25 protein-coding genes and 1 tRNA gene are annotated in these 22,202 nt (G+C 50.3%); 3 read left to right on the top strand and 23 right to left on the bottom strand.

Translation table 11 applies throughout. The annotated features are described in order from the left end of the window. Positions 1 to 459: 459 nt before the first annotated feature. The 11 genes from DBY97_RS11060 to DBY97_RS11010 all read right to left on the bottom strand — a co-directional run bounded on the left by DBY97_RS11060 (position 460) and on the right by DBY97_RS11010 (position 10,409). Positions 460 to 885: a F0F1 ATP synthase subunit epsilon gene (locus DBY97_RS11060; RefSeq protein ID WP_049331696.1), complete on the bottom strand. Its 426-nt coding sequence runs from the start codon at positions 883 to 885 to the stop codon at positions 460 to 462. Positions 886 to 895: 10 nt separating this feature from the next. Then, positions 896 to 2,293, bottom strand: a complete 1,398-nt coding sequence (gene atpD, locus DBY97_RS11055) for a F0F1 ATP synthase subunit beta (RefSeq protein WP_003683789.1) — start codon at positions 2,291 to 2,293, stop codon at positions 896 to 898. 38 nt (positions 2,294 to 2,331) lie between these two features. Beyond that, positions 2,332 to 3,207: a F0F1 ATP synthase subunit gamma gene (atpG, locus tag DBY97_RS11050; protein WP_004519003.1), complete on the bottom strand. Its 876-nt coding sequence runs from the start codon at positions 3,205 to 3,207 to the stop codon at positions 2,332 to 2,334. 24 nt (positions 3,208 to 3,231) lie between these two features. Beyond that, a complete protein-coding gene (gene atpA, locus DBY97_RS11045) occupies positions 3,232 to 4,779 on the bottom strand; it encodes a F0F1 ATP synthase subunit alpha (protein WP_003748105.1) in 1,548 nt (515 codons plus the stop codon). 10 nt (positions 4,780 to 4,789) lie between these two features. Continuing rightward, positions 4,790 to 5,323 carry a F0F1 ATP synthase subunit delta gene (locus tag DBY97_RS11040; protein WP_003683778.1) on the bottom strand — a complete coding sequence of 178 codons (534 nt, stop codon included), beginning with the start codon at positions 5,321 to 5,323 and terminating at the stop codon, positions 4,790 to 4,792. A gap of 4 nt (positions 5,324 to 5,327) precedes the next feature. Beyond that, complete coding sequence (locus tag DBY97_RS11035) at positions 5,328 to 5,798, bottom strand: F0F1 ATP synthase subunit B (RefSeq protein WP_003708446.1); 471 nt, start codon at positions 5,796 to 5,798, stop codon at positions 5,328 to 5,330. A 73-nt stretch (positions 5,799 to 5,871) separates the two neighbouring features. Then, positions 5,872 to 6,108 carry a F0F1 ATP synthase subunit C gene (atpE, locus tag DBY97_RS11030; RefSeq protein WP_003748101.1) on the bottom strand — a complete coding sequence of 79 codons (237 nt, stop codon included), beginning with the start codon at positions 6,106 to 6,108 and terminating at the stop codon, positions 5,872 to 5,874. A gap of 64 nt (positions 6,109 to 6,172) precedes the next feature. Beyond that, positions 6,173 to 7,039 (bottom strand): F0F1 ATP synthase subunit A, encoded by an 867-nt coding sequence (gene atpB, locus DBY97_RS11025; protein ID WP_003748099.1) that lies wholly within the window; start codon positions 7,037 to 7,039, stop codon positions 6,173 to 6,175. Next, positions 7,029 to 7,382: an ATP synthase subunit I gene (locus DBY97_RS11020; protein WP_049331704.1), complete on the bottom strand. Its 354-nt coding sequence runs from the start codon at positions 7,380 to 7,382 to the stop codon at positions 7,029 to 7,031. Before DBY97_RS11020 ends, atpB begins: the two co-directional genes overlap by 11 nt. Positions 7,383 to 7,662: 280 nt before the next feature. Then, positions 7,663 to 8,523 carry a ParB/RepB/Spo0J family partition protein gene (locus DBY97_RS11015; RefSeq protein WP_049323106.1) on the bottom strand — a complete coding sequence of 287 codons (861 nt, stop codon included), beginning with the start codon at positions 8,521 to 8,523 and terminating at the stop codon, positions 7,663 to 7,665. Between the two features lie 101 nt (positions 8,524 to 8,624). Next, positions 8,625 to 10,409 carry a bifunctional chorismate-binding protein/class IV aminotransferase gene (locus DBY97_RS11010; protein ID WP_107858359.1) on the bottom strand — a complete coding sequence of 595 codons (1,785 nt, stop codon included), beginning with the start codon at positions 10,407 to 10,409 and terminating at the stop codon, positions 8,625 to 8,627. Between the two features lie 166 nt (positions 10,410 to 10,575). Here DBY97_RS11010 and ppk2 point away from each other — a divergent pair, with 166 nt between their 5' ends. Further along, positions 10,576 to 11,505, top strand: a complete 930-nt coding sequence (ppk2, locus tag DBY97_RS11005; protein WP_036492084.1) for a polyphosphate kinase 2 — start codon at positions 10,576 to 10,578, stop codon at positions 11,503 to 11,505. Between the two features lie 51 nt (positions 11,506 to 11,556). Here the strand turns inward: ppk2 and DBY97_RS11000 are convergent, their stop codons facing one another. The 5 genes from DBY97_RS11000 to tpiA all read right to left on the bottom strand — a co-directional run bounded on the left by DBY97_RS11000 (position 11,557) and on the right by tpiA (position 13,934). Further along, the gene (locus DBY97_RS11000) at positions 11,557 to 11,991 is read right to left on the bottom strand and encodes a pyridoxamine 5'-phosphate oxidase family protein (protein WP_049331711.1); all 435 of its coding nucleotides are present in this window, start codon (positions 11,989 to 11,991) and stop codon (positions 11,557 to 11,559) included. Between the two features lie 54 nt (positions 11,992 to 12,045). Beyond that, complete coding sequence (locus DBY97_RS10995) at positions 12,046 to 12,603, bottom strand: UbiX family flavin prenyltransferase (RefSeq protein ID WP_107858358.1); 558 nt, start codon at positions 12,601 to 12,603, stop codon at positions 12,046 to 12,048. An 89-nt stretch (positions 12,604 to 12,692) separates the two neighbouring features. Beyond that, positions 12,693 to 12,778: transfer RNA gene (locus DBY97_RS10990), tRNA-Leu, on the bottom strand. 15 nt (positions 12,779 to 12,793) lie between these two features. Continuing rightward, positions 12,794 to 13,153, bottom strand: coding sequence for a preprotein translocase subunit SecG (gene secG, locus DBY97_RS10985; RefSeq protein ID WP_036492092.1), 360 nt, complete (start codon positions 13,151 to 13,153; stop codon positions 12,794 to 12,796). A 7-nt stretch (positions 13,154 to 13,160) separates the two neighbouring features. Further along, positions 13,161 to 13,934 (bottom strand): triose-phosphate isomerase, encoded by a 774-nt coding sequence (gene tpiA, locus DBY97_RS10980; RefSeq protein WP_003748082.1) that lies wholly within the window; start codon positions 13,932 to 13,934, stop codon positions 13,161 to 13,163. A 182-nt stretch (positions 13,935 to 14,116) separates the two neighbouring features. Here tpiA and DBY97_RS10975 point away from each other — a divergent pair, with 182 nt between their 5' ends. Beyond that, a complete protein-coding gene (locus tag DBY97_RS10975; protein ID WP_107858357.1) occupies positions 14,117 to 14,773 on the top strand; it encodes a protein-L-isoaspartate O-methyltransferase family protein in 657 nt (218 codons plus the stop codon). 52 nt (positions 14,774 to 14,825) lie between these two features. Further along, entirely contained in the window at positions 14,826 to 15,155 is a 330-nt protein-coding gene (locus DBY97_RS10970) for a rhodanese-like domain-containing protein (RefSeq protein ID WP_107858356.1), read from the top strand. 55 nt (positions 15,156 to 15,210) lie between these two features. Here the strand turns inward: DBY97_RS10970 and DBY97_RS10965 are convergent, their stop codons facing one another. The 7 genes from DBY97_RS10965 to DBY97_RS10935 form a co-directional block, all read right to left on the bottom strand. Beyond that, the gene (locus DBY97_RS10965) at positions 15,211 to 15,903 is read right to left on the bottom strand and encodes a hypothetical protein (RefSeq protein WP_107858355.1); all 693 of its coding nucleotides are present in this window, start codon (positions 15,901 to 15,903) and stop codon (positions 15,211 to 15,213) included. Between the two features lie 181 nt (positions 15,904 to 16,084). After that, a complete protein-coding gene (gene fabF / locus DBY97_RS10960) occupies positions 16,085 to 17,332 on the bottom strand; it encodes a beta-ketoacyl-ACP synthase II (protein WP_107858361.1) in 1,248 nt (415 codons plus the stop codon). Between the two features lie 161 nt (positions 17,333 to 17,493). Next, complete coding sequence (gene acpP / locus DBY97_RS10955; protein WP_003679644.1) at positions 17,494 to 17,730, bottom strand: acyl carrier protein; 237 nt, start codon at positions 17,728 to 17,730, stop codon at positions 17,494 to 17,496. A 236-nt stretch (positions 17,731 to 17,966) separates the two neighbouring features. Further along, positions 17,967 to 18,332 (bottom strand): cupin, encoded by a 366-nt coding sequence (locus tag DBY97_RS10950; RefSeq protein WP_107858354.1) that lies wholly within the window; start codon positions 18,330 to 18,332, stop codon positions 17,967 to 17,969. Between the two features lie 177 nt (positions 18,333 to 18,509). Further along, complete coding sequence (gene tdfF, locus DBY97_RS10945; RefSeq protein ID WP_107858353.1) at positions 18,510 to 20,690, bottom strand: TonB-dependent iron piracy receptor TdfF; 2,181 nt, start codon at positions 20,688 to 20,690, stop codon at positions 18,510 to 18,512. 70 nt (positions 20,691 to 20,760) lie between these two features. Beyond that, positions 20,761 to 21,084, bottom strand: coding sequence for a cupin domain-containing protein (locus DBY97_RS10940; RefSeq protein ID WP_107858352.1), 324 nt, complete (start codon positions 21,082 to 21,084; stop codon positions 20,761 to 20,763). Positions 21,085 to 21,116: 32 nt separating this feature from the next. Continuing rightward, positions 21,117 to 22,088 carry a siderophore ABC transporter substrate-binding protein gene (locus tag DBY97_RS10935; protein ID WP_107858351.1) on the bottom strand — a complete coding sequence of 324 codons (972 nt, stop codon included), beginning with the start codon at positions 22,086 to 22,088 and terminating at the stop codon, positions 21,117 to 21,119. Positions 22,089 to 22,202: the final 114 nt, after the last annotated feature.

Below are 22,202 nucleotides of genomic sequence, written 5' to 3'. Positions count from 1 at the left end.
GATGTGTTTGGCGATCATGGCTTGTGCAGTTTGCTGGAAGAAGGTGCTCATGGAAAATCCCCTAAATGTCTTGATGGGATTTAGGGGATTTTGGGGAATTTTGCAAAGGTCTCAGGCCGTCTGAAACTTTTCAGATGGCCTTTTTTTGTATGTGACTCAGAAAAACACTAATATTTTCAATACTGATAAATTTAATTCTATTGCGGTTGCAATAGATTAGGAATTATCCACCCTGCTTTTTGTGGTTAAAAAAGATTGAGTGGGCTATTCTTAGCCAAATAACAAGACTAACTGCTTTGACAATGATCCATCAACAATTGAGTCATAAAAACTGATTCTAGCGTTTCGATTTCAAACTTACCATCTACTCGTCTATCGACATTTCAATATCAAGTCGCTTATCTTCAGGCAAATAAAAAAGCACAACATTTCGTTGTGCTTTTTCTTGATGAACCCACATTACTTGTTTTTTTGCGAACGAAGGTAGTCCAAAGTTTTCAGCTGGGCAATGGCTGCTGCCAATGCTTTGTGCGCTTCGGCCAGAGATTTATCATCTTTGGCTGCAGAAACACCTGCCTCGGCTGCTTTTTTAGCTGCTTCAGCACGCGCCTGATCCATTTCTGTACTGCGGACGGCAACGTCTGCCAATACGGTAATCTTATCAGGCTGTACTTCTAAAACACCGCCGGAAACGGCAACCAGCACTTCTTCAGCTTCACCCGGAACAGTCAAACGCAATGCGCCGGGGCGTACCAAACTCATAATCGGCTCGTGTCGTGGATAAATACCAAGCTCACCTTGAACGGTCGGAACCACCACAAAGCTGGCCTCGCCCGAATAGATGTTTTGCTCGCTACTAACCACTTCAACTTGCATGGTGCTCATGCCGGCCTCCTTAGTTTAAGGTTTTCGCTTTCTCAGCCGCTTCTTCGATGCCGCCTACCATATAGAACGCTTGTTCAGGCAGATGGTCGTATTCGCCGTTCAAGATGGCTTTAAAGCCGGCGATGGTGTCACGCAATGAAACGTATTTGCCTGGAGAACCGGTAAATACTTCGGCAACGTGGAACGGTTGAGACAGGAAGCGTTGAATTTTACGGGCACGCATCACAGTCAGTTTGTCTTCGTCAGACAATTCGTCCATACCCAGAATGGCAATAATGTCGCGCAATTCTTTGTATTTTTGCAGAGTAGACTGTACACCGCGCGCTACGTCGTAGTGCTCTTGACCCAATACCATCGGATCCAATTGGCGCGAAGTAGAGTCAAGCGGGTCAACTGCCGGGTAAATACCTAAAGATGCAATATCACGGCTCAATACGACGGTCGCGTCCAAGTGGGCGAAAGTTGTCGCTGGAGACGGGTCAGTCAAGTCATCCGCAGGTACATATACGGCTTGGATGGAAGTAATGGAACCGGTTTGGGTAGAGGTAATACGCTCTTGCAAACGACCCATTTCTTCAGCCAATGTCGGTTGGTAACCCACTGCAGAAGGCATACGGCCCAACAGTGCAGATACTTCGGTACCGGCCAGAGTGTAACGGTAGATGTTGTCAACGAAGAACAATACGTCGCGACCTTTACCGTTTTCGTCTTTTTCGTCACGGAAGTATTCGGCCATAGTCAAACCAGTCAAAGCAACGCGCAGACGGTTGCCTGGAGGTTCGTTCATTTGACCATACACCATGGCTACTTTATCCAATACGTTGGAATCTTTCATCTCGTGGTAGAAGTCGTTACCTTCACGGGTACGTTCACCCACACCTGCGAACACGGACAGACCGCTGTGCGCTTTGGCGATGTTGTTGATCAATTCCATCATGTTCACGGTTTTGCCCACACCGGCACCACCGAACAGACCTACTTTACCGCCCTTAGCAAACGGACACAGCAAATCGATCACTTTAATACCGGTTTCCAGCAATTCGGTAGTTGAAGACAACTCGTCGAATTTCGGAGCAGTTTGGTGAATGGCACGGCTCTTGTCGGTATCGATCGGACCTGCTTCATCAACAGGTGTACCCAATACGTCGACAATACGACCCAATGTACCTTTACCTACCGGCACAGTGATTGGCGCACCAGTATTGCTTACAGACATACCGCGTTTCAGGCCGTCTGAACTACCCATTGCAATAGTACGGACAACGCCGTCACCCAGAAGCTGTTGAACTTCCAGAGTCAGACCGTTCTCGTCCAATTTCAGGGCATCGTAAACATGCGGGATAGCGTCGCGTGGAAATTCCACGTCAACCACCGCACCAATAACTTGTACGATTTTGCCTTGGCTCATTATCGTATCCTAATTTCCTGTTCAGGCTTCAGACGACATTAAACTGCCGCTGCACCTGCTACAATTTCTGACAATTCTGTGGTAATCGCGGCTTGACGCGATTTGTTGTACACCAAACGCAATTCTTTGATGGCATTGCCTGCGTTGTCGGTTGCGGCTTTCATCGCTACCATACGCGCGGCTTGTTCAGATGCCATGTTGTCGCTCAATGCCTGATAAACCACAGACTCTAAATAGCGGCGAACCAAATATTCCAATACGGCGATAGGACTCGGCTCGTAGAGGTATTCCCAAGTAAATGAAGAATGACCTGTTCCGTCGTCAATAACGTTTTCACCGATAGGCAGCAAAACTTCCATACGCGGCTCTTGGCGCATTGTGTTGACAAAACGTGAGTAAACCATATGGATACGGTCTAATTCATGCTTCTCATAACGTTGGAAGATTTCGGTCAGAGGGCCGAGCAGCAATTCCATTTTCGGGGTATCACCCAAATTGGTTGCGCTGGCAATAACATTCAAACCGATGCTTTGGCATGCAGCCAAACCTTTACTACCCAGGCACACGACTTCGACTTCGATGCCTTGTTCCTGATACTCTTGAACTTGCGCCAAAAACTTTTTCAGTACGTTTGCGTTCAAGCCACCGCACAAACCTTTATCCGAGGTAATCAAAATAAAACCGGCACGACGCACTTCGCGGTGCGGCTCCAACAATTTGATACCATGATCGGCATTAGTCTGTGCAAGATGGCTCATCACTGTACGCACTTTTTCGGCGTACGGACGCGCTAAGCGCATCCGGTCTTGAGTCTTCCGCATTTTAGAGGTCGACACCATTTGCATCGCTTTAGTGATCTTTTGGGTATTTTGAACACTACGGATTTTGGTGAGAATCTCTTTTCCGACTGCCATTTCAGACTCCTTTCATCTCAATACTTATGCTTGGTAAGCGTAAGAAGATTTGAAAGATTTCATGGCTTCGGTCAATGCTTTTTCGCTTTCGTCAGACATTGCGCCTGATGCATTAATCGCATCCAGAACCTCAGGATGTTGCGTACGTACGAAACTCAAGAATTCTGCTTCGAAAGCCAAGGCTTTGGATACCGGAACATCTGCGTAAGAACCGTTGTTGATCGCCCACAAAGTCAATGCCATTTCGGCAGTGTTCAATGTGCTGAATTGTTTTTGTTTCATCAATTCAGTAACTACTTCACCGTGTTGCAGCTGTTTGCGTGTTGCTTCGTCCAAATCGGAAGCAAATTGCGAGAACGCTGCCAATTCACGGTACTGTGCCAACGCCAAACGGATACCGCCACCCAGTTTTTTGATGACTTTGGTTTGTGCTGCACCACCTACGCGCGATACGGAAATACCGGCATTGATTGCAGGACGGATACCGGCGTTGAACAAGTCGGTCTCCAAGAAGATTTGGCCGTCTGTAATCGAGATTACGTTGGTTGGTACGAATGCTGATACGTCACCGGCTTGGGTTTCAATAATTGGCAACGCAGTCAGAGAACCGGTTTTGCCTTTTACTTCGCCATTAGTCAGTTTTTCAACTTCGTTTTCGCTGACGCGGGCTGCACGTTCCAACAGACGGGAGTGCAGATAGAATACGTCGCCAGGATATGCTTCACGGCCAGGAGGACGGCGCAACAGCAGAGAAATTTGACGGTATGCAACGGCTTGTTTAGACAAGTCATCGTATACGATCAACGCATCTTCACCACGGTCACGGAAGAATTCACCCATGGTACAACCGGAGTAAGGAGCGATGTATTGCAGTGCAGCGGCTTCAGAAGCAGTTGCAGCAACCACGATGGTATGCTCCATCGCGCCATGCTCTTCCAATTTGCGTACTACGTTGGCAATAGAAGATGCTTTTTGACCGATAGCCACATAGATACAGATAACGCCTGTACCTTTTTGGTTAACGATGGCATCCAGTGCCACGGCAGTTTTACCGGTTTGACGGTCACCAATGATCAACTCACGTTGGCCACGACCAACCGGAACCATAGAGTCAATAGCTTTCAGGCCGGTTTGCATTGGTTGGTCAACCGATTTACGCGCAATCACACCTGGTGCAATTTTCTCGATTGGAGCAGTCAATGTTGTGTTGATTGGACCTTTACCATCGATAGGACGACCCAATGCATCAACCACGCGGCCAACCAGTTCGCGACCAATCGGCACTTCCAAAATACGGCCGGTACAGGTAACTGTATCGCCTTCTTTAATGTGTTCGTACTCACCCAACACTACGGCACCGACGGAGTCACGCTCCAAGTTCATGGCCAGACCGAAAGTGTTACCGGGGAATTCGAGCATCTCACCTTGCATCGCGTCTGACAAGCCATGAATGCGCACAATGCCGTCTGTAACAGAAACAACGGTACCACGGGTACGCACTTCTGTATTGACGGACAGATTTTCGATTTTGGCTTTAATCAAATCGCTAATTTCAGCAGGATTAAGCTGCATGAAAACTCTCCTAATTTGTCATAGTCGCATACAAAGCATTCAGTTTGCCTTGTACGGACAAATCCAAGACCTGATCACCCACTTCTACTTTGATGCCGCCGATTAATTCAGGGGCAACTTTAGTTACCACATCCAATTTGCTGTTGAAGCGTTTTGTCAGGATATCGGTAACATCGGCCAGCTGCTGAGAACTGAGCTCATACGCGCTGTAAATTACTGCCGATTTCGTATTGTTGTGTATCAAGGTCAAATCTTGATATTGGGCATAAATTTCCGGCAATACCAGCAAACGCTTTTGCTCGGCCAAAACGGTAATAAAATTTGCCAATTCGACATTTTTGATACCGACAAGACCTTTGAGCGTTTCTGCCTTTTCGGAAGCTCCCGTTTCCGGCTGCTCGATGAAAGCAATGACTTTCTCATCCTGAACAACCGCTGCGAGTTCTTTCAGTTCGCCCAACCAAGACTCGATTTGGTTTTTTTCCTGAGCCAGACTAAACAATGCTTTCGCATAAGGTCTGGCAATCGTTGCGAACTCTGCCATAAGATTACAGCTCCTGTTTTAAGGCACTGAGCAGATCTGCATGTTTGGAAGCATCGACTTCTTTACGCAGGATAGATTCCGCACCTTTAACAGCCAATGAAGCGACCTGTTCGCGCAACACTTCGCGTGCACGGTTAACTTCTTGCTCTACATCAGCTTTTGCTTGGGCTGCAATGCGTGCTGCTTCATGAGAAGCTTGCTCTTTGGCTTCTTCTACAATTTTTGCAGCACGTTTTTCGGCGTTGGCAACCATTTCGGTTACCTGATTACGCCCTTCGGCCATAAGTTCTGCAACTTTTTTCTCTGCCTGCTCAAAATCGCTCTTACCGCGCTCGGCGGCAGCCAAGCCCTCGGCGATTTTTGCGGCACGCTCATCCAATGCTTTGGCAATCGGAGGCCATACGAATTTCATCGTAAACCAAACCAAGCCAAAGAAAACTAGGATTTGCGCAAATAAGGTTGCATTAATATTCACGTTACTTAACCTTCGTATCTGGGTTAATCAAACAGACGGCAAGCCTGTATCTGAACGGATCGCTCCGTCTTGATTACGCACCACCAAACGGGTTAACGAAGGCGAACAACAGGGCAATAGCCACACCGATCAAGAAAGCCGCGTCGATCAGACCAGCGATCAAGAACAGTTTGGTTTGCAGAGGACCGATCAGCTCAGGTTGGCGAGCAGAAGATTCCAAGTATTTAGAACCAACCATTGCGATACCGATAGAGGCACCCAATGCGCCCAAGGCAACGATCAAACCACATGCGATAGCAATCAAACCCATTTTTAAACTCCTTAAAATAGTAAAGGTTAAACTACAAAAAACAAACTACAAAAAAACTACTTGATTAGTGTGCATCATGCGCCTGTCCGATATATACGAACGCCAACGCCATGAAAATAAATGCCTGCAAGGTGATGACCAAAATGTGGAAAATCGCCCAAGCCAAACCGGCAATCAGATGGAACACAAATAAAATCGGATCCAAAGTTTCGACACTACCGGTTGACGCCCATGCACCGCCCAACAGAGCGATCAACAGGAACACCAGCTCGCCGGCATACATATTACCAAACAACCGCATACCGTGGGATACGGTTTTGGACAAAAACTCTACCAAGTTCAGCAGGAAGTTGGCCGGAGCAAGCCACGGACCGAAAGGTGCGCAGAACAACTCGTGAATCCAACCGCCAAGGCCTTTGATTTTGACATTGTAGTAAATACAGATCAGCAATACGCCAATCGCCAGAGCCAAAGTCGTATTCAAGTCAGCTGTCGGCACGACGCGCAACAGGGCATGATGATTACCGGTAATGCCTTGCCATGCCATCGGCAGCAAATCAACCGGCAGCATATCCATGGCATTCATCAAGAGAATCCAGACAAACAAGGTCAGACCCAACGGGGCAACGGCTTTACGCGATTGTTCGTTATGGATAATGCTTTTACACATGTCATCCACGAATTCGAACAGAATTTCAACAGCCGCTTGGAAACGACCGGGAACACCGGCCGTCGCTTTTTTGGCACCGCGCCACAAAAGGAAGCTGCCGATTACGCCCAACAGAACGGCAAAAAAGATTGCATCAAGGTTAATGAACGAAAAATCAGCAATGTTTTTCAGTCCTTGACCCTGAGTAACATCCGACATACTGGTCAAGCTTTGCAAGTGGTGCTTGATGTAGTCGGCAGCGGTCATAGTTTCACCTGCCATAGTGTTTCACTCTCAACAATACTAAAAAAACCAAATGACTGACGCCAAGAAACGCCAATAAAAATGGGTAAAATACCAGTGATCGATGCCATATCGCAAAAACGACCAACATAGATACCAGCGACAGCACTACTTTTAAAACCTCTCCGCCGATAAACATCGAACTTTGCAGATCGGGATTTCGTCGGGAAAACTTTAAAAGTAAAACTGCAACTAGGGTAGGCAAAATGTACGAAAATCCTCCCGCCAAAGCAGAGAGGAAGCCGGGCAATCCGGAAAATAACGCACAAACAACTGAAATTATTAATAATACAATTACTTGCAATGGGACTATCTGATTCATTGTACTTTGCACCCCAAAAAGCAAGGCAGGCTAATATAATCAAGAAGTTTGTTAACGTCAAGCAATATGTTAATCTTTGTGAACCTTTCATAAATAAATGATTAACACATATAAAACAAATCTTTGCTGGAATGGAGTTTAACACAAATTACATGTTGTTACATAGATTTTACAGAAGATTTTGATTTGTATTGTAAACATTTATACGCTCTACGCTTTTTCAAAAATTGAGGCCGTCTGAAAAGCTTTTTTCAGACGGCCCGTTCTGTTTATAAAGCCGTTAGAACGCTTGATTGATGCCTAACTGCTTCAGCAAATATTCGAATGTTTCCGGCGTATCAAAATGCAGCACGATTTTGCCTTTTTTCTGATTACTGGTTTTGACTTCGGCATTAACGCCCAAATGCTCGGTCAATGCATCATTGATGCGGCGGATATCCGGGCTGATGGTTTTGGCTGCTTCGGGCTTGGCTTTTTGATGCGCCAATTGGCTGCGACGTTCTACCTCACGCACCGACCAACCGTTTTTTACGGCTTTCTGCGCCAACTCCAATTGGTCAACCACATGCAAGGTCAACAACGCACGGGCATGACCCATTTCCAGACGGCGTTGATAAAGCATTTCCTGAACCGGCTCAGGCAAACTCAACAGGCGCAGGCTGTTGGAGATGGCACTACGGCTTTTACCGACGGCTTTTGCGATGGTTTCATGAGTCAGGCCGAATTCGTCGGCAAGGCGTTTCAAACCTTGTGCTTCTTCAATCGGATTGAGATTTTCACGTTGCAGGTTTTCAATCAAACCCATGGCCAACGCGGTTTCGTCGCTGATGGTTTTAATGACGACGGGAATTTCGGTCAAACCGGCCAACTGAGAAGCGCGCCAACGGCGTTCGCCGGCAATCAATTCATATTGAGACAGACCACGTTCGCGTACGATAACCGGCTGGATAATGCCTTGCGCTTTAATGGAGTCAGCCAGTTCCTGCAAGGCTTCGTCATCCATTTGCACGCGCGCCTGATAACGGCCGGGCTGAATATCGGCGATGGCAACCGTTGTCAGGCGGTCGCTACTGCTGCTGTCCACTGCATTGGAAATCAGCGAATCCAAACCGCGTCCCAATCCACCTTTTGCTTTTGCCATATTGTTTTCCCTTTCAGACGGCCTCAATGTTGAAATGACGTATTCTATCGGATATTGCCGCTTTACGACAATTTGAATCACGATGATTTGACTATTGCCATTTATTTACGGAGCGAAACCGCAAACATGCCCCTTAAAGCGTTACTCAACCGGATTTCTTCCGCATTTTCCAACATCACGCGCGTGATGTGGGTTTCCTTGATTGTATCCGCACCTAAATATAGCTGCGGCTGCTTCAATACCGCTTGGCGCATCACTCCGTTCAAAATATCCAAATCCAAAGACGGCGTGAGCCATTGTCCTTGATATTTGACGAACACATTGCTTCTTCCACCCTCTAACAAAAGGCCGTCTGAATTAAAAAACAGGCTGTCAAATGCGCCCTGCCCTTCTGCCGTTTTCCATGCTTGGTCAAAAATTTCACGGCGCGTGGTTTTGAAGCGGCGCAGATAATCGCGTTGGCTTAATGTGTGCACACTCAGGATGACGTATTGTTGCCTATCCAATTCAGAAACAGCCGCATGGCTCAATGCAAGGCCGTCTGAAAACAAAGCGGCTTTGACTCTAAATAATCCACTTGGCAACGCATCTATATAGTATTGGATTTGCTCTGCCGCATTTTCAGGCCAAGGCAGGTTGAGCGCTTGTGCCGAAATTTTTAGACGGTCTAAATGCAAATCGAGCAAACGGCATTGTTTGTCTTGCACGCGCATGGTTTCAAAAATACCGAAATCAGGCCTCAAGTCATTGAGGAAACGCGCCTTCCAACCGCACTCGCGATATTCGGCTTCAGGATCGCTATCAATCACAATCCCCGAACCGACACCATAAACACCTTGATAAAGGCCGTCTGAAACGGGCTTCAGGGATAAGGTGCGGATCACGACATTAAACACACCTTCAAACCCCAAACCCGTATCACACGGATGCAAAAAGCCGATGCTGCCTGTGTATAAACCGCGCGGTTCGGATTCAAGAGACTCAATAATCTGCATACTCATGCGTTTGGGTGCGCCGGTAATACTGCCGCACGGGAAGGCTGCGCGGAGAATATCGGTAACCGAAACATCAGGCAGCGCCTGCGCCTCGATGGCACTGGTCATCTGCCAAACACTGCCGAAACGGGAAACTTTAAACGGTTCAGGCACGCGTACTTTGCCCGTTTGCGCGATTTTGCCGAGGTCGTTGCGCAACAAATCGACAATCATCACATTTTCGGCGCGGTTTTTCGGATCGTTTTGCAATTCAACGGCGCGGCGTTCATCTTGTCCATCATGAAGAATCGGCGCAGTGCCTTTCATCGGCTCGGTTGTGATCAGGCCGTCTGAATCGATTTTGAGGAAAAGTTCGGGAGAGAAACACAAAGTCCACGCCTCCTGCCCTGCCCCGTCAGGCAGACAAGACAAAACGGCATACGGCACAGGCTGACGCAAACGATGGTAAAGCTGAATCGGATTGCCGTAAGCTTGCAGGTGCAGGCGTGCAGTGTAATTGATTTGATAGGTATCGCCGCGGCGGATGGCTTCGTGGATTTGACGGATATGCTCGAGATAATCGGCTTCGGATACGGAGAATCGGGGAGTGGAGATGCCTGCCTCAAGGCCATCTGAATGATTGGCCAGCCAGCTTTCGGCATCGATTTTGGAACAATCGGCAAACCAGTGCAAACGCAGACTGCCACTGCGGCCAGATGGAATATCCATCAGCGGCAACCCAAATTCGTAGTCTGCAAACAACACTGCATGCAAACCCTTTTTCCAGCCGGCTTGCAAAATACTTGTTAACGAATCCAGTTCGTTATGATAAAACCGATGGCTTTCTACATGATTTTGATAGAGTTTTGCTCGGCCGCTCACGGCATCGTCAAACAGGGCAAAATAAGGCATGATTGCTGTACAAATAGGCTGATTATACGCTGCTTTTACATAAGTTAGCAGACAAATTCAAAAAAAGCACTCGAATGTAATTTTATGTAGTCGAACGAAGTATAAAAGGGTAGAATCAAACCATACCACACTATATCATTTAAAACTTAATCGATAAGGAGACTTTATGGCAGACCACCAACTAGAACCGTTCGAAAATGTTGAACTGGGCGAGAAACAAGACCAGCTGCAAGTATTCGAAAAGGCTGTTTTGGAACACGAAGGACGCGGCACTGACGAAGATTCCAGCAGCGCACCGCTTCCTGCCAACTACCCATACAAACAACGTATGCGCCGCTCTGTTTACGAAAAAGAAAAACAGAAGCTGCAAATCGAATTGTTGAAAGTACAAAGCTGGGTTAAAGATTCCGGTCAGCGTATCGTCAGCCTGTTTGAAGGCCGCGACGCAGCCGGTAAAGGCGGTACCATCAAACGCTTCATGGAACACCTGAATCCGCGCGGCGCACGCGTTGTTGCACTGGAAAAACCGACTACTACCGAACGCGGCCAATGGTATTTCCAACGCTACATCCAAAACCTGCCGACCGCAGGCGAAATGGTATTCTTCGACCGCTCATGGTACAACCGTGCCGGCGTAGAACGCGTAATGGGCTTCTGCGAACCTAACGAATACCTGCTCTTCATGCGTCAAACCCCTGAATTGGAACGCATGCTTGTTGCCAGCGGCATCCACCTGTTCAAATTCTGGTTCTCCGTATCCCGTGAAGAACAACTCCGCCGCTTCATCTCCCGCCGCGACGACCCTCTGAAACACTGGAAACTGTCCCCTGTGGACATCCAGTCGCTCGACCGCTGGGACGACTACACCGAAGCCAAAAACGCCATGTTCTTCCACACCCATACCGGCGACGCGCCTTGGGTCATTATCCGTTCCGACGACAAAAAACGTGCACGTTTGAACTGTATCCGCTACTTCCTGCACCAGCTGGACTATCCGGGCAAAGACGTGAAAGCCATCGGCAAAGTGGACGATAAAATTGTTTTGATTCCCGACACACGTTACAAAGAAAAAACCGTAGACATCGGACACGATTAATTCTTAAAGCATCAAAGGCCGCCTGAATTTCATCTTTCAGACGGCCTTTTCTTAATCCTCGCGATTCCAGTACGTTTTTTGTGCGAATACCAATTTATTGTCAGTGAATTTTACATTATCCAAATTCAACGCCCAGACATCACTTTTCATCACTCGAGCAGCAGGATGCGCTTTGTAAAATAAAGACTGCGCCGCTTTCAAATCCGCTTCATCTTCAATCAAAGCGACAGTCGCCGCAAACTGAACACCGCTGATTTTCGTGATACTGTCAGGCTGTCCGGCAATGGTGCCGGCTACTTTGGCAGAACGGCTCATCAGTCCGCCATGCTTTGTTTTCAAAGAAGTCAGCACAATTAGGCGGGCATTGGCTTCATCAAACACATAAAAACAACAAGCCGCCCAAACTTCGCCCTCTGCCGCAGTGGCAATACTGACGACATGATGATTGCTCAAAAATTTAACAATATTGGTAGGAATCGCTTGCATGATTTTTATCCTCTTTCTCAGTGTATTAAATTTATTTTCAGGCCGTCTGAAATATCAGCCCTGCCAGCGCGGCACATCATTTTGAATAATACCGAACAAGTCCAAAGCGTGAGAGACGCTGTGTGTAATCATATCTTCGATGGATTCAGGCTTCTGATATAAAGCCGGAACGGGAGGAAACACGATACCGCCCATCTCTGTCACACGGCGCATATTTTCAATGTGCGCCAAGTTTAACGGCGCTTCACGCACCATCAACACCAGCTTGCGCCGCTCTTTCAACGTTACATCTGCCGCACGGCTGAGCAAATTATCGGCAAATCCATGAGCAACCGAAGCCAAAGTCTTCATTGAACACGGCGCAATCAACATTCCATCCGTCAAAAACGAACCGCTGGCAATACTTGCCCCGACATTACGGATAGAATGCACGACATCCGCCAAAGCATAAACGTCTTCTTTAGTGTAATCCGTTTCCAAAGCGCGGGTCATCTCCGCCCCTTGTGAAACCACCAAATGCGTTTCTACCTGATGCTCACGCAAAAGCTGCAAAGCCTTCACGCCATACTGAAAACCGCTGGCACCGCTGATGCCGACAACCAAACGCTTCATTGTATTTCCCTGTCTCGGCCTAAAAATAAAGGAAAGCAGATTCTCAAGACGAAAAAATAACCGCTAAAAAGCGGTTAGATTTTCTAATGTGGTGCCGACAGCGAGATTTGAACTCGCACAGCCTACGGCCACTACCCCCTCAAGATAGCGTGTCTACCAATTCCACCATGTCGGCATAAATCAAATTGTCTTACTGCTGCTGAGGATTCGGAGCAACAGGAGTTGTATTGTTTTGTGCAGGCGTTGCAGGCTTAGGAGCCTGTTGGGTCTGCTTCACATCGCTGAAGTCTAAACCGTGCTTATTGGAGTGGGTGTGAATATACACCATTGCCATGCAAGTCGCAAAGAAAAATGTTGCAGCAACGGCAGTCGAGCGGCTGAGGAAGTTGGCATTACCGGCAGAACCGAATACGCCTTGCGCGCTACCGCTGCCGGAACCGAATGTTGCGCCGGCATCCGCACCTTTACCGTGTTGCAGCAATACTAACACGATTACGAATAGAGCGGAAATAATATTAATAATCCAGATAAGGGTTTTAAAGGCTTCCATATGTTTTCTACGAGGCTTGTGCTGCGTTGATGATGGCGGTAAAGGAGTCATATGATAATGACGCGCCACCAACCAATGCGCCGTCTACATGAGGTACTGCGAAGATGTCGGCTGCGTTATCCGCTTTCACACTTCCGCCGTAAAGAACGCGGATTTTAACATCGCTTCCGCACAAAGACAAGATTTCTTTGTAGATAAATGCGTGCATGTCGGCGATTTGTTCGACGGTGGCGACTTTGCCTGTACCGATCGCCCAAACCGGCTCGTAGGCAACGGCGATGTTTTGGGTGTTCAGACCTTGCAGGATGGAAAGCTGGTGGGCAATGACTTCGTGTTCTTTACCGGCTTCGCGTTCTTCCAAGCTTTCGCCGACGCACAACAATGGAATCAGGCCGACATTGAGGACGTTTTCCATTTTGCGGCGTTGGATTTCGTTTTTCTCGCCGAAATAAAGGCTGCGCTCGGAGTGGCCGATGAGGACGATGTCTGTACCGATGTCGGCAAGCATTTCGGCGGACACTTCGCCTGTGTATGCGCCGTTATTCGGGAAACGGCTCACGTCTTGCGCACAGGTCAAGATGCGGTTGTTCAAAACGATTTGCATAGCGTTGTGCAGTTGCAACAGATACACGGTCGGGGCAGCCAGGCCGATTAATACGCGTTCGGCGGTTGGCATGACACGGAAGCGGTGCATAAGCGCATTGTTGTTTTGGAGTCGGCCGTTCATTTTCCAATTGCCGATAACCCATTTTTGATCCCACATTCCGATTTGGTGATACATCTTTATTGCTCCGTGTGTTGGTTGTTGCTTGTTGTAGCGTGGTGTAATGTGAAAGTTTAGTGGATATATGTGCGCTTGGCAATTATTAACAAGCCTTGAGGCCGTCTGAAAGATGGCACACTCTCCGACAAGGATTTATAATGTATGTTTCGATAAAATTAAGAATTGAACGGAGCACAAATATGGACTTTGAAAAAGCGCGTTTCAATATGGTTGAACAGCAGATTCGTCCGTGGGATGTCTTGGATTTCGACATTTTGGATGCTTTGGAGGAGATCGGGCGCGAACATTTCGTCGGCGAGGCTTTTCAAGGCTTGGCCTATGCGGATATGGAGCTGCCGCTGGCCAACGGCCATAAGATGTTGGAACCCAAAGTCGTTGCCCGCCTGGCTCAAGGTTTGAAACTGAAAAAAGACGAAACCGTCTTAGAAATCGGTACAGGCTCAGGCTATGCAACCGCCCTGCTGTCCAAACTGGCCGGCAAAGTCGTAACCGACGACATCGATGCCGAGCAGCAGCAACGCGCCAAAAAAGTTTTGGACGAATTGGGCTTTACCAACGTCGATTATGTGCAAAACAACGGCCTGACCGAAGCATCGCAAGGCGCGCCTTTTGATGCGATTTATGTGGGCGGCGCAGTAGACAGCGTACCTGAAATTCTGAAAGAGCAACTGAAAGACGGCGGCTGTATGGTCATCATTGTCGGCCGAAAACCGGTACAACACGCGCTTTTGCTGACACGCAACGGCAATGAGTTTTCCGAAAAAGTATTGTTCGACACCGTCGTGGCCCACTTGGAAGACAAATCGGCCAATCCGTTCGGCGATTTCGATTTTTAAACAACAGGCCGTCTGAAAATTCAGACGGCCTCATGCTTTTATCCCCACCTTTATGACCGACATCATCCAACTCCCGCCCACCGAATTGAAGCAATGGCAGGACGAAGGCCGCGCATTTCATCTGCTCGACGTCCGCACCGATGAAGAACGCGCCATCTGTACCCTGCCCGCCGCCATTCATATCCCGATGAACCTCATCCCCCTGCGCCAAAACGAGCTGCCCGACGATGATTTACCTATCGTCGTCTATTGCCATCACGGCATCCGCAGCCTGCATACGGCAATGTATTTGGAAGACGCCGGATTTGAAAATCTCTACAACCTGCAAGGCGGTATTGATGCTTGGGCGGAGCAAATCGATACCAAAATGATGCGGTATTAAATTGCTTTTATGAATAAAAGGCCGTCTGAAACTGGATTTCAGACGGCCTTTGCGATTATTTCACAAACCGTGCATCTGCCATAAACGGCCGTGTAGCGGCTGGTTTGGCCGAATAGAAGCGGGAGAAAGTGCTGTCGATTTTGGTTTGTATCGGTTTACCGTCCAATGTTGCCGATGCTTCCAATTTCACGCCACCGCCACTGGTTTCGCCCAATTTCATATTTGGGAACGTCAGTTTGGCAATATTGAGTTTCACATTTTCCACTTTGGTATCGGGAGACATCAGCTGTTTGCCGACCGGACGGATTTTTTCACCCTCATCATGAGGCGCGGCACCACCGTTATCGTCAACCACGCCGATATTAATCAATCGGGCAGCTGCCAAATCCATCTTGCCGTTTTTAACCGGAATACCGACAAACAGTTTTACGCCACGATGAATGAACGTATTGTCCCGCCACTGAGTTTGGCCCTCTCTCGGCGGTTTGGTTTCCGCCGCCACCGAATAAGTACGGCCCATAATCATCAATTTATAGCCCGGAATTTTTTTCGAACCCAATCCATCGGCAATATCTTCAACCAACTGCGGCGCAGTCAAATCTTCATTTGCCAAAATACGGGCCGATGTTTCTGCCAGATAAGCAGGTTTGCCGTCTATGGCCAATGCTTGTTCATGGCCGAAATCAGCTGCAAATGCAGGTATGGCGGCCAGTGCAGCAGCCAATGCTAGAATACGGATAGTTTTCATTGCAGACTCCTGATAAAAATGTAATTGGGTTGATTGCCCGTCAAAATCCGGGCAATATTGATTGGAGTCTATATTTTTATATAAATGATACAGATTATCAAGAATATTTGTATTTTAAAATAAAAAAGGCCGTCTGAAATCCAGTTTCAGACGGCCTTTTCAATCTACTTAAAACCTTCTATCAGCCTGTAAAGCGTTTGAATACCAATGTGCCGTTGGTACCGCCAAAGCCGAAGGAATTGGAGATGGCAACGTCGATTTTCGCATCGCGTGCTTCGTTGGCGCAGTAGTCCAAATCGCAACCGGCTTCAACGTCTTGTTCAAAGATATTGATGGTCGGCGGAGATTTTTGCTCGTGTACCGCCAACACGCTGTACAACGCTTCCACGCCGCCTGCCGCGCCAAGCAAGTGTCCGGTCATGGATTTGGTAGAGTTAACGATGACTTTGTGGGCATGATCGCCCAAAGCGCGTTTAATGGCTTTGGTTTCATTGGCATCGCCCAAAGGAGTCGAGGTACCGTGTGCGTTGACGTAATCAACGTCTTCAGGATTCAGGCCGGCATCTTTCAGCGCACGAGTAACCGCCAATGCAGGGCCTTCTTCGTTAGGCGCGGTAATGTGGTAAGCATCGGAGCTCATACCGAAGCCGACGATTTCGGCGTAAATTTTCGCACCGCGTTTTTTCGCGTGTTCCAATTCTTCCAACACCAGCACGCCAGCGCCTTCGCCGATAACGAAACCGTCACGGCCTTTGTCCCACGGACGGGAAGCGGTGGCAGGGTCGTCGTTGCGGGTGGAAAGTGCCTTCATGGCGGCAAAACCGCCAACGCCCAAAGTGCTGATCGCACCTTCTGCGCCACCGGCAATCATAACGTCTGCGTCGCCGTATTTAATCAGTCGTGCAGAGTCGCCGATAGAATGCGCGCCGGTCGTACAGGCAGACACCATGCCGTAGCTCGGGCCGCGGTAGCCTTTGAGGATGGTCACGTGGCCGGAAATCAGGTTGATCAGCGAGCCTGGGATAAAGAAAGGATTGATTTTGCGCGCGCCGCCTTCGATAACGGCTTTACCGGTCGCTTCAATGCTCGGCAGGCCGCCGATACCGGAGCCGATATTGACACCGACGCGGTCTTTGTCGAGGGTTTCCAAATCGTCCAAGCCTGAATCATTAATGGCCTGCAGGGCGGCGGCAATACCGTAGTGGATGAACACGTCCATACGGCGCGCTTCTTTCGCGCTGATGTATTGGCCGATGTCGAAATCGCGCACTTCGCCGGCGATTTGGCTGTTGATGTCGGATGCGTCAAAGCGGGTAATCCGTCCGATGCCGCTTTTGCCTGCGAGCAGATTGCTCCATGCGGTGGCGACGTCGTTGCCGACCGGTGATACTTGGCCAAGACCTGTGATGACTACTCTTCTCTGACTCATGATAATCTCGCTGTTGGTTGTCGGGATTTTCGCGGCAGCCTTGCTCTTTTTCTTCGTGAAACGGGCAAAACTCATGCCGTCTGAAATTTCAGGGGTTTAATAATAAGGTAAAAGCCTCTATTGCGATGGCGCAGCAGAGGCTGGATGTTTGGTGCGACCGATTAGCCTTGGTGGGCGTTGATGTAGTCGATAGCCAATTGTACGGTAGTGATTTTTTCAGCGTCTTCGTCAGGGATTTCGCAGCCGAAAGCTTCTTCCAAAGCCATCACCAGTTCTACGGTGTCCAGAGAGTCAGCACCCAAATCGTCTTGGAAAGAAGATTCGTTTTTCACTTCGGCTTCGTTTACGCCCAGTTGTTCAGCAACAATTTTTTTAACTTGTTGTTCGATGTTTGACATGTCAGTCGTTCCTTTTCGCCTTGCGGCAGGTTGTTTAAGGGAAATAATTCGTCGGTATTGTACCGAATTCGGATAGAGTTTTCCATCTAATCCTGCATTTTAGCACAGATTATTCAGTAAAAACCTGTTGTTGTGCATATTAGCATAGCCTGATTTTAACCTACAAGCAGGAATTTGTTTTTGTTTGTTGTCAGACGGTTAGTATTTTTTGCAACCCACCCCGGCTTTTACGGATGTCATTTTCCGTTCCGACCGTTCTCTACATCCTTTACCAGCACAATCACAAACTCGCTGTCGTCGGTTATTTTGATGGCGAAGTATTCGCTGCCGTCCGCCTTCAGGACGTTGCCCAGCCTCAATTCCTGGCTTTTTCCGCCATCAAACAAAAATACCGAGCTGCCTTTGGTTTGGGTAACCAGCAGGGTGTGGCCGGGGTGGTTGTGGCGGGGGATTTCCTTGCCTTTAGGCAGGGTTTCGCGGATGACAGTGTAGTTTTCATCTTCAAAGACTTTGCCCGTGCCTTGGGCGGTTTCGGCAGCGGGCGCGGCTGCGGCGGAAAGGCCGATGAGGACGGCGAAAAGTTGGGTTTTGATGTTTTTCATGATGGTTTTCCTTTGGTTATGGACAAAATGGAGTTTCAGACGGCTTCGGGCTACCTGAAACGGCAATCGGGCAGTGTTGCTCGGCTTGCTGCCCCCACGGGGGCATTCCCAATGTGCAGGCTGCTTTTAGCTTCGTAAAAACTCCGCTTCCTTCGGAAACTCCGTTTTCAGACGACCTTATTTAAACCGATAGGTAAACGCCGCGTTCACTGTCCGCAGTGCGCCGTAGCTGTGACGGTCGGGCTGGGTGCGGTAGTTTTTGTTGAACAGGTTGTCCACGTTCAGCGACAGTTCGGCGCGCGGATTGAAGCGGTAACGCGCCATGATGTCGGCGACAGCGTAGGCTTTCTGGCGGCTGTTGGCGGCGGCGCGGGCTTTGGCGGCGGGATTGGGGATGCGGAGCGTGGCAGGGTTGGTGTGGGTTTCGCTCTGCCAGCGCACGCCTGCGCCGATGGTCCAGCCGCTGGGCGCTTCGGGGGTGAAGTGGTAGGCGGTGAAGAGTTTGAAGCTGCGTTCGGGCACGCTGTCGGGGTTCAGGCGGCTGCCGTTTTGGTCGCGGGTTTTGCTTTGGCCGTAACCTGCCTGTATCTGCCATTCGGGCGTGATGCGGCCGCCGACTTCGATTTCCCAGCCGTGGGTTTTGGCTTGGTTGGCGGCGCGGTAGTAGGTGTTGCCGCTCGGGTCGCGTCCTGCTGCGGTGGCGAGGTTGTTTTTACGGGAGCGGTACACGGCGGCGGATGCGTTCAGACGACCTTCAAACCATTCGCCTTTGATGCCGGCTTCCAGATTGTTGCCGGTTACGGGTTTCAGGTAGCTGCCATGTTCGTCTTTTTGCGATTGTGGGACGAACAGGCTGCTGTACGAGCCATAAAGCGACAGGTTGTCAGTCAGGTCGAACACGATGCCTGTGTAGGGGGTGAAACGGTTGGCGCGGATGGTGGGCGTACCGCCGGTGTGGCTGTCGTAGCTGCCGCCCGTGCGGTAACGGGTGTATCGTCCGCCCAAAATCAGCGAAAGGTTGTCGGCGGCGCGGAAGCGGGTGGCGAGATAGCCGCCGATTTGCCGCCTAGTGCCGTATTGCGGAATGGTTTGGGCAAACGATGATGGTTGCGGATAGGCGCCCGTGCGGGAAAATTCGTAGGCGTTGGGGATGGCGTTGGGGATGATGCTGCGTTCGCCGTATTTGTTGCTGGCGTATTTGTAGCCGTTGATGCCCGCGATTAAATCGTGTTCGCGGCCGAACAGGCGGTATTTGCCGGTCAATGACACGCTGGCGCTGTGGGTGCGCGGGTCGGCGTGCCAATAGCCGGGAATCAGGTCGGTGGCGGCAGTACTATGGTCGATGGAAAGCACGCCTGCCACGCCGTAGGGCTGGCGGAAGCTGCTGCGGGTGTAGTCGTATTCGGCTTTGAGTTTCCAGTCTTGGTTGAAGCGGTGTTCGATGCCGGCAAACAGGTTGAGCGCACGGTGGCGGCTGTTCGACCAATTTGTGGCGGGGTTGTCTTTCGGGCCGAAGGCGGTGGCATAACCTTGGCTGTCGTACACGGCGTAGCTGAGCGGCGCGTCGGCGGTTTCTTTCGCCTGCTGGTAGTCCATGCCTGCGTGGACGCGGGTTTGCGGTGCGATGTCGTATTCCAAAATGCCGTAGAGTTCGGCATCGCGACTGCGTTCGCGCTGCCGCCACGAGTCGCCGCGTTCGAAGGTGGAAACCAGGCGGCCGCGCAGCGTGCCTTCGGTGTTCAGGCTGCCCGATACGTCCGCGCCCAGCCCGAAATGTTTGTGGTTGCCCGCCTCGGCGCGGACTTCAAACGATGGTTTGCGGGTCGGGTGTTTGCGTACTAGATTGACGGTGGCAGAAGGCTCGCCCGTGCCGTCCAGCAGCCCTGCCACGCCGCGCACGACTTCCACGCGCTCATAGGCGGCGGTGTTGGCATTGCCCGTATCGGCCAGCGCGTCGGCAACAGGGATACCGTTGATTTGGTAGTTGGCGATGCGGCTGCCGCGCGCGAACAGGTAGTTGTAGCCCGCGCGGTCGGAGCCGTAAATCTGGCGGCTGGTGCCGGTCGCCTGTAACAGGGCGCGGTCGAGCGTTTTGATGTTTTGGTCGCGCATTTGTTGCGATGTGATGACGCTGACGCTCTGCGGGATTTCGCGCAGGGTCATGGGCAGCCCGAGCGGGGTGTGCGTGCCGGAAACGGTGTAGCCGTCGTTGGAACTCGCGGTGCGGTCAGCGGTAACGGTGATGGTCGGCAATTCGGTACTTTCCTGCGGTTTGGGGTCGTCTGAAACAGAAACGTCGGCCTGCGCGTACACGGGTAGCAGGGCGGCAAACAGCAGGGAATATTTGAAGCGTGTCATGGGATTTCCTTTGTGTGTTGGTGTGAGGTGGGATTGCGTTTTCGGCATATTGAAGGTGCAGGCTGCTTTTTCAGACGGCCTCGGACGGATCGGGCAGCTCAATCAGCACCACGGAGCAGCCGTTTTCCGAACGCGGGCGGTGCGACACCGACTTCGGCACGACCGCTATCTCGCCTTCGCGTATCGTCATGCTGCCGCCGCCGGCGAAGTCCACCGCCATGTCGCCCTCCACGGCAAACAGCACTTTGTCGCTGTATCCGTGCGTATGCCAGCCGTAATCGCCCAAAAGTTTGACCAAGCGGAATTGGAACCCGTGGCGATTGATGATTTCGGGCTGCCAGTATTCTTTGATGGCGGCAAGGTGCTGTTTCAGGTTGATGATTTCGTTTTGCATGGGGTTCTCCTTGTGGTTTGTTTTGAATAAAACTACTGCGCCGAAACGGGTTCTGCCTTTTCAAACGCCGCCTTCAATTGTTCTGCCGCCTGTATCAACTGCCGCACGCCGCCCGCAACGATATAATTCGCGGCAGGCATGACGATGATTTGCTTGCGTTTCCAAGCGTTCGTGCCGTGTACCAGCGCGTTATCCAATACTTCGACAGCCACCGGCCCTTCCTGCCCAATGGCGGCGGTACGGTCGATGATGAAAATCCAGTCGGGGTTTTTCTCTTTGATATATTCGAAGGAAACGGGCTGTCCGTGCCCTTCACTACGTAAAGATTCATCCACGGGCGGCAGGCCGATGTCGCCGTGTATCCAGCTTGCCAACCGCGACTGCGTGCCGAATGCGGACACCTTGTTGCCCGTAACCGACAGCACCAGCCCGCGTCCTTTGCCTTTGGCGGCTTCGCGCGTTTGGGCGAACAGCGCGTCAATCTGCGCCTTCAATTCCGCCGCGCGCGCTTCCTTGCCGAAAATCCGCGCCAGGGTTTCCATCTGCTTTTCGCCGCTGATACGGATATTGCCGTTGTCCACCGTCAGATCTATGGTGGTCGCGTTTTTCGCCAACTGTTCATACGCTTCCGCGCCCGGCCCGCCGGTAATGACAAGCTGCGGATTGTAGCGGTGCAGGGCTTCGTAATCGGGTTCGAACAGCGTCCCCACCGTTGCCGCCTTGTCAAATGCAGGCTGCAAATAATCCACGCGCACCGGCGCGGTGGTTGCGCCCACATTCACGCCCAGCTCGGTCAGCGTATCCAACGCCGCCCAGTCGTACACGGCGACGCGTTCGGGATTCTTCGGCACAACGGCATCGCCCCGTGCGGTCGGCACGGTCAGCATGGCGGCAGATGTGGATGCGGATTGGGATGCGGCGGATACAGTTTTTTCGGCGATAGGTTCGGGCGAACAGGCGGCCAGCAGGACGGCGCAGGCTACCCAATAAAAACGTGGCTTCACGGTGTGCGGTTCCTTTGCATACGAATAAGAATGTTCATTATTAAGCAAACAACCTGCAGGAACCACGCCGCAAAACGCAAAATTCCCGAAACGGCAAAACAAATTCCCGAAACG

This window comes from Neisseria subflava (genome assembly GCF_003044645.1).
In the GTDB taxonomy this organism is placed as follows: Bacteria; Pseudomonadota; Gammaproteobacteria; order Burkholderiales; family Neisseriaceae; genus Neisseria; species Neisseria subflava_B.
The sequence above is the reverse complement of the archived record's forward strand: the minus strand, read 5'-3'. Positions and strand labels throughout refer to the sequence as shown.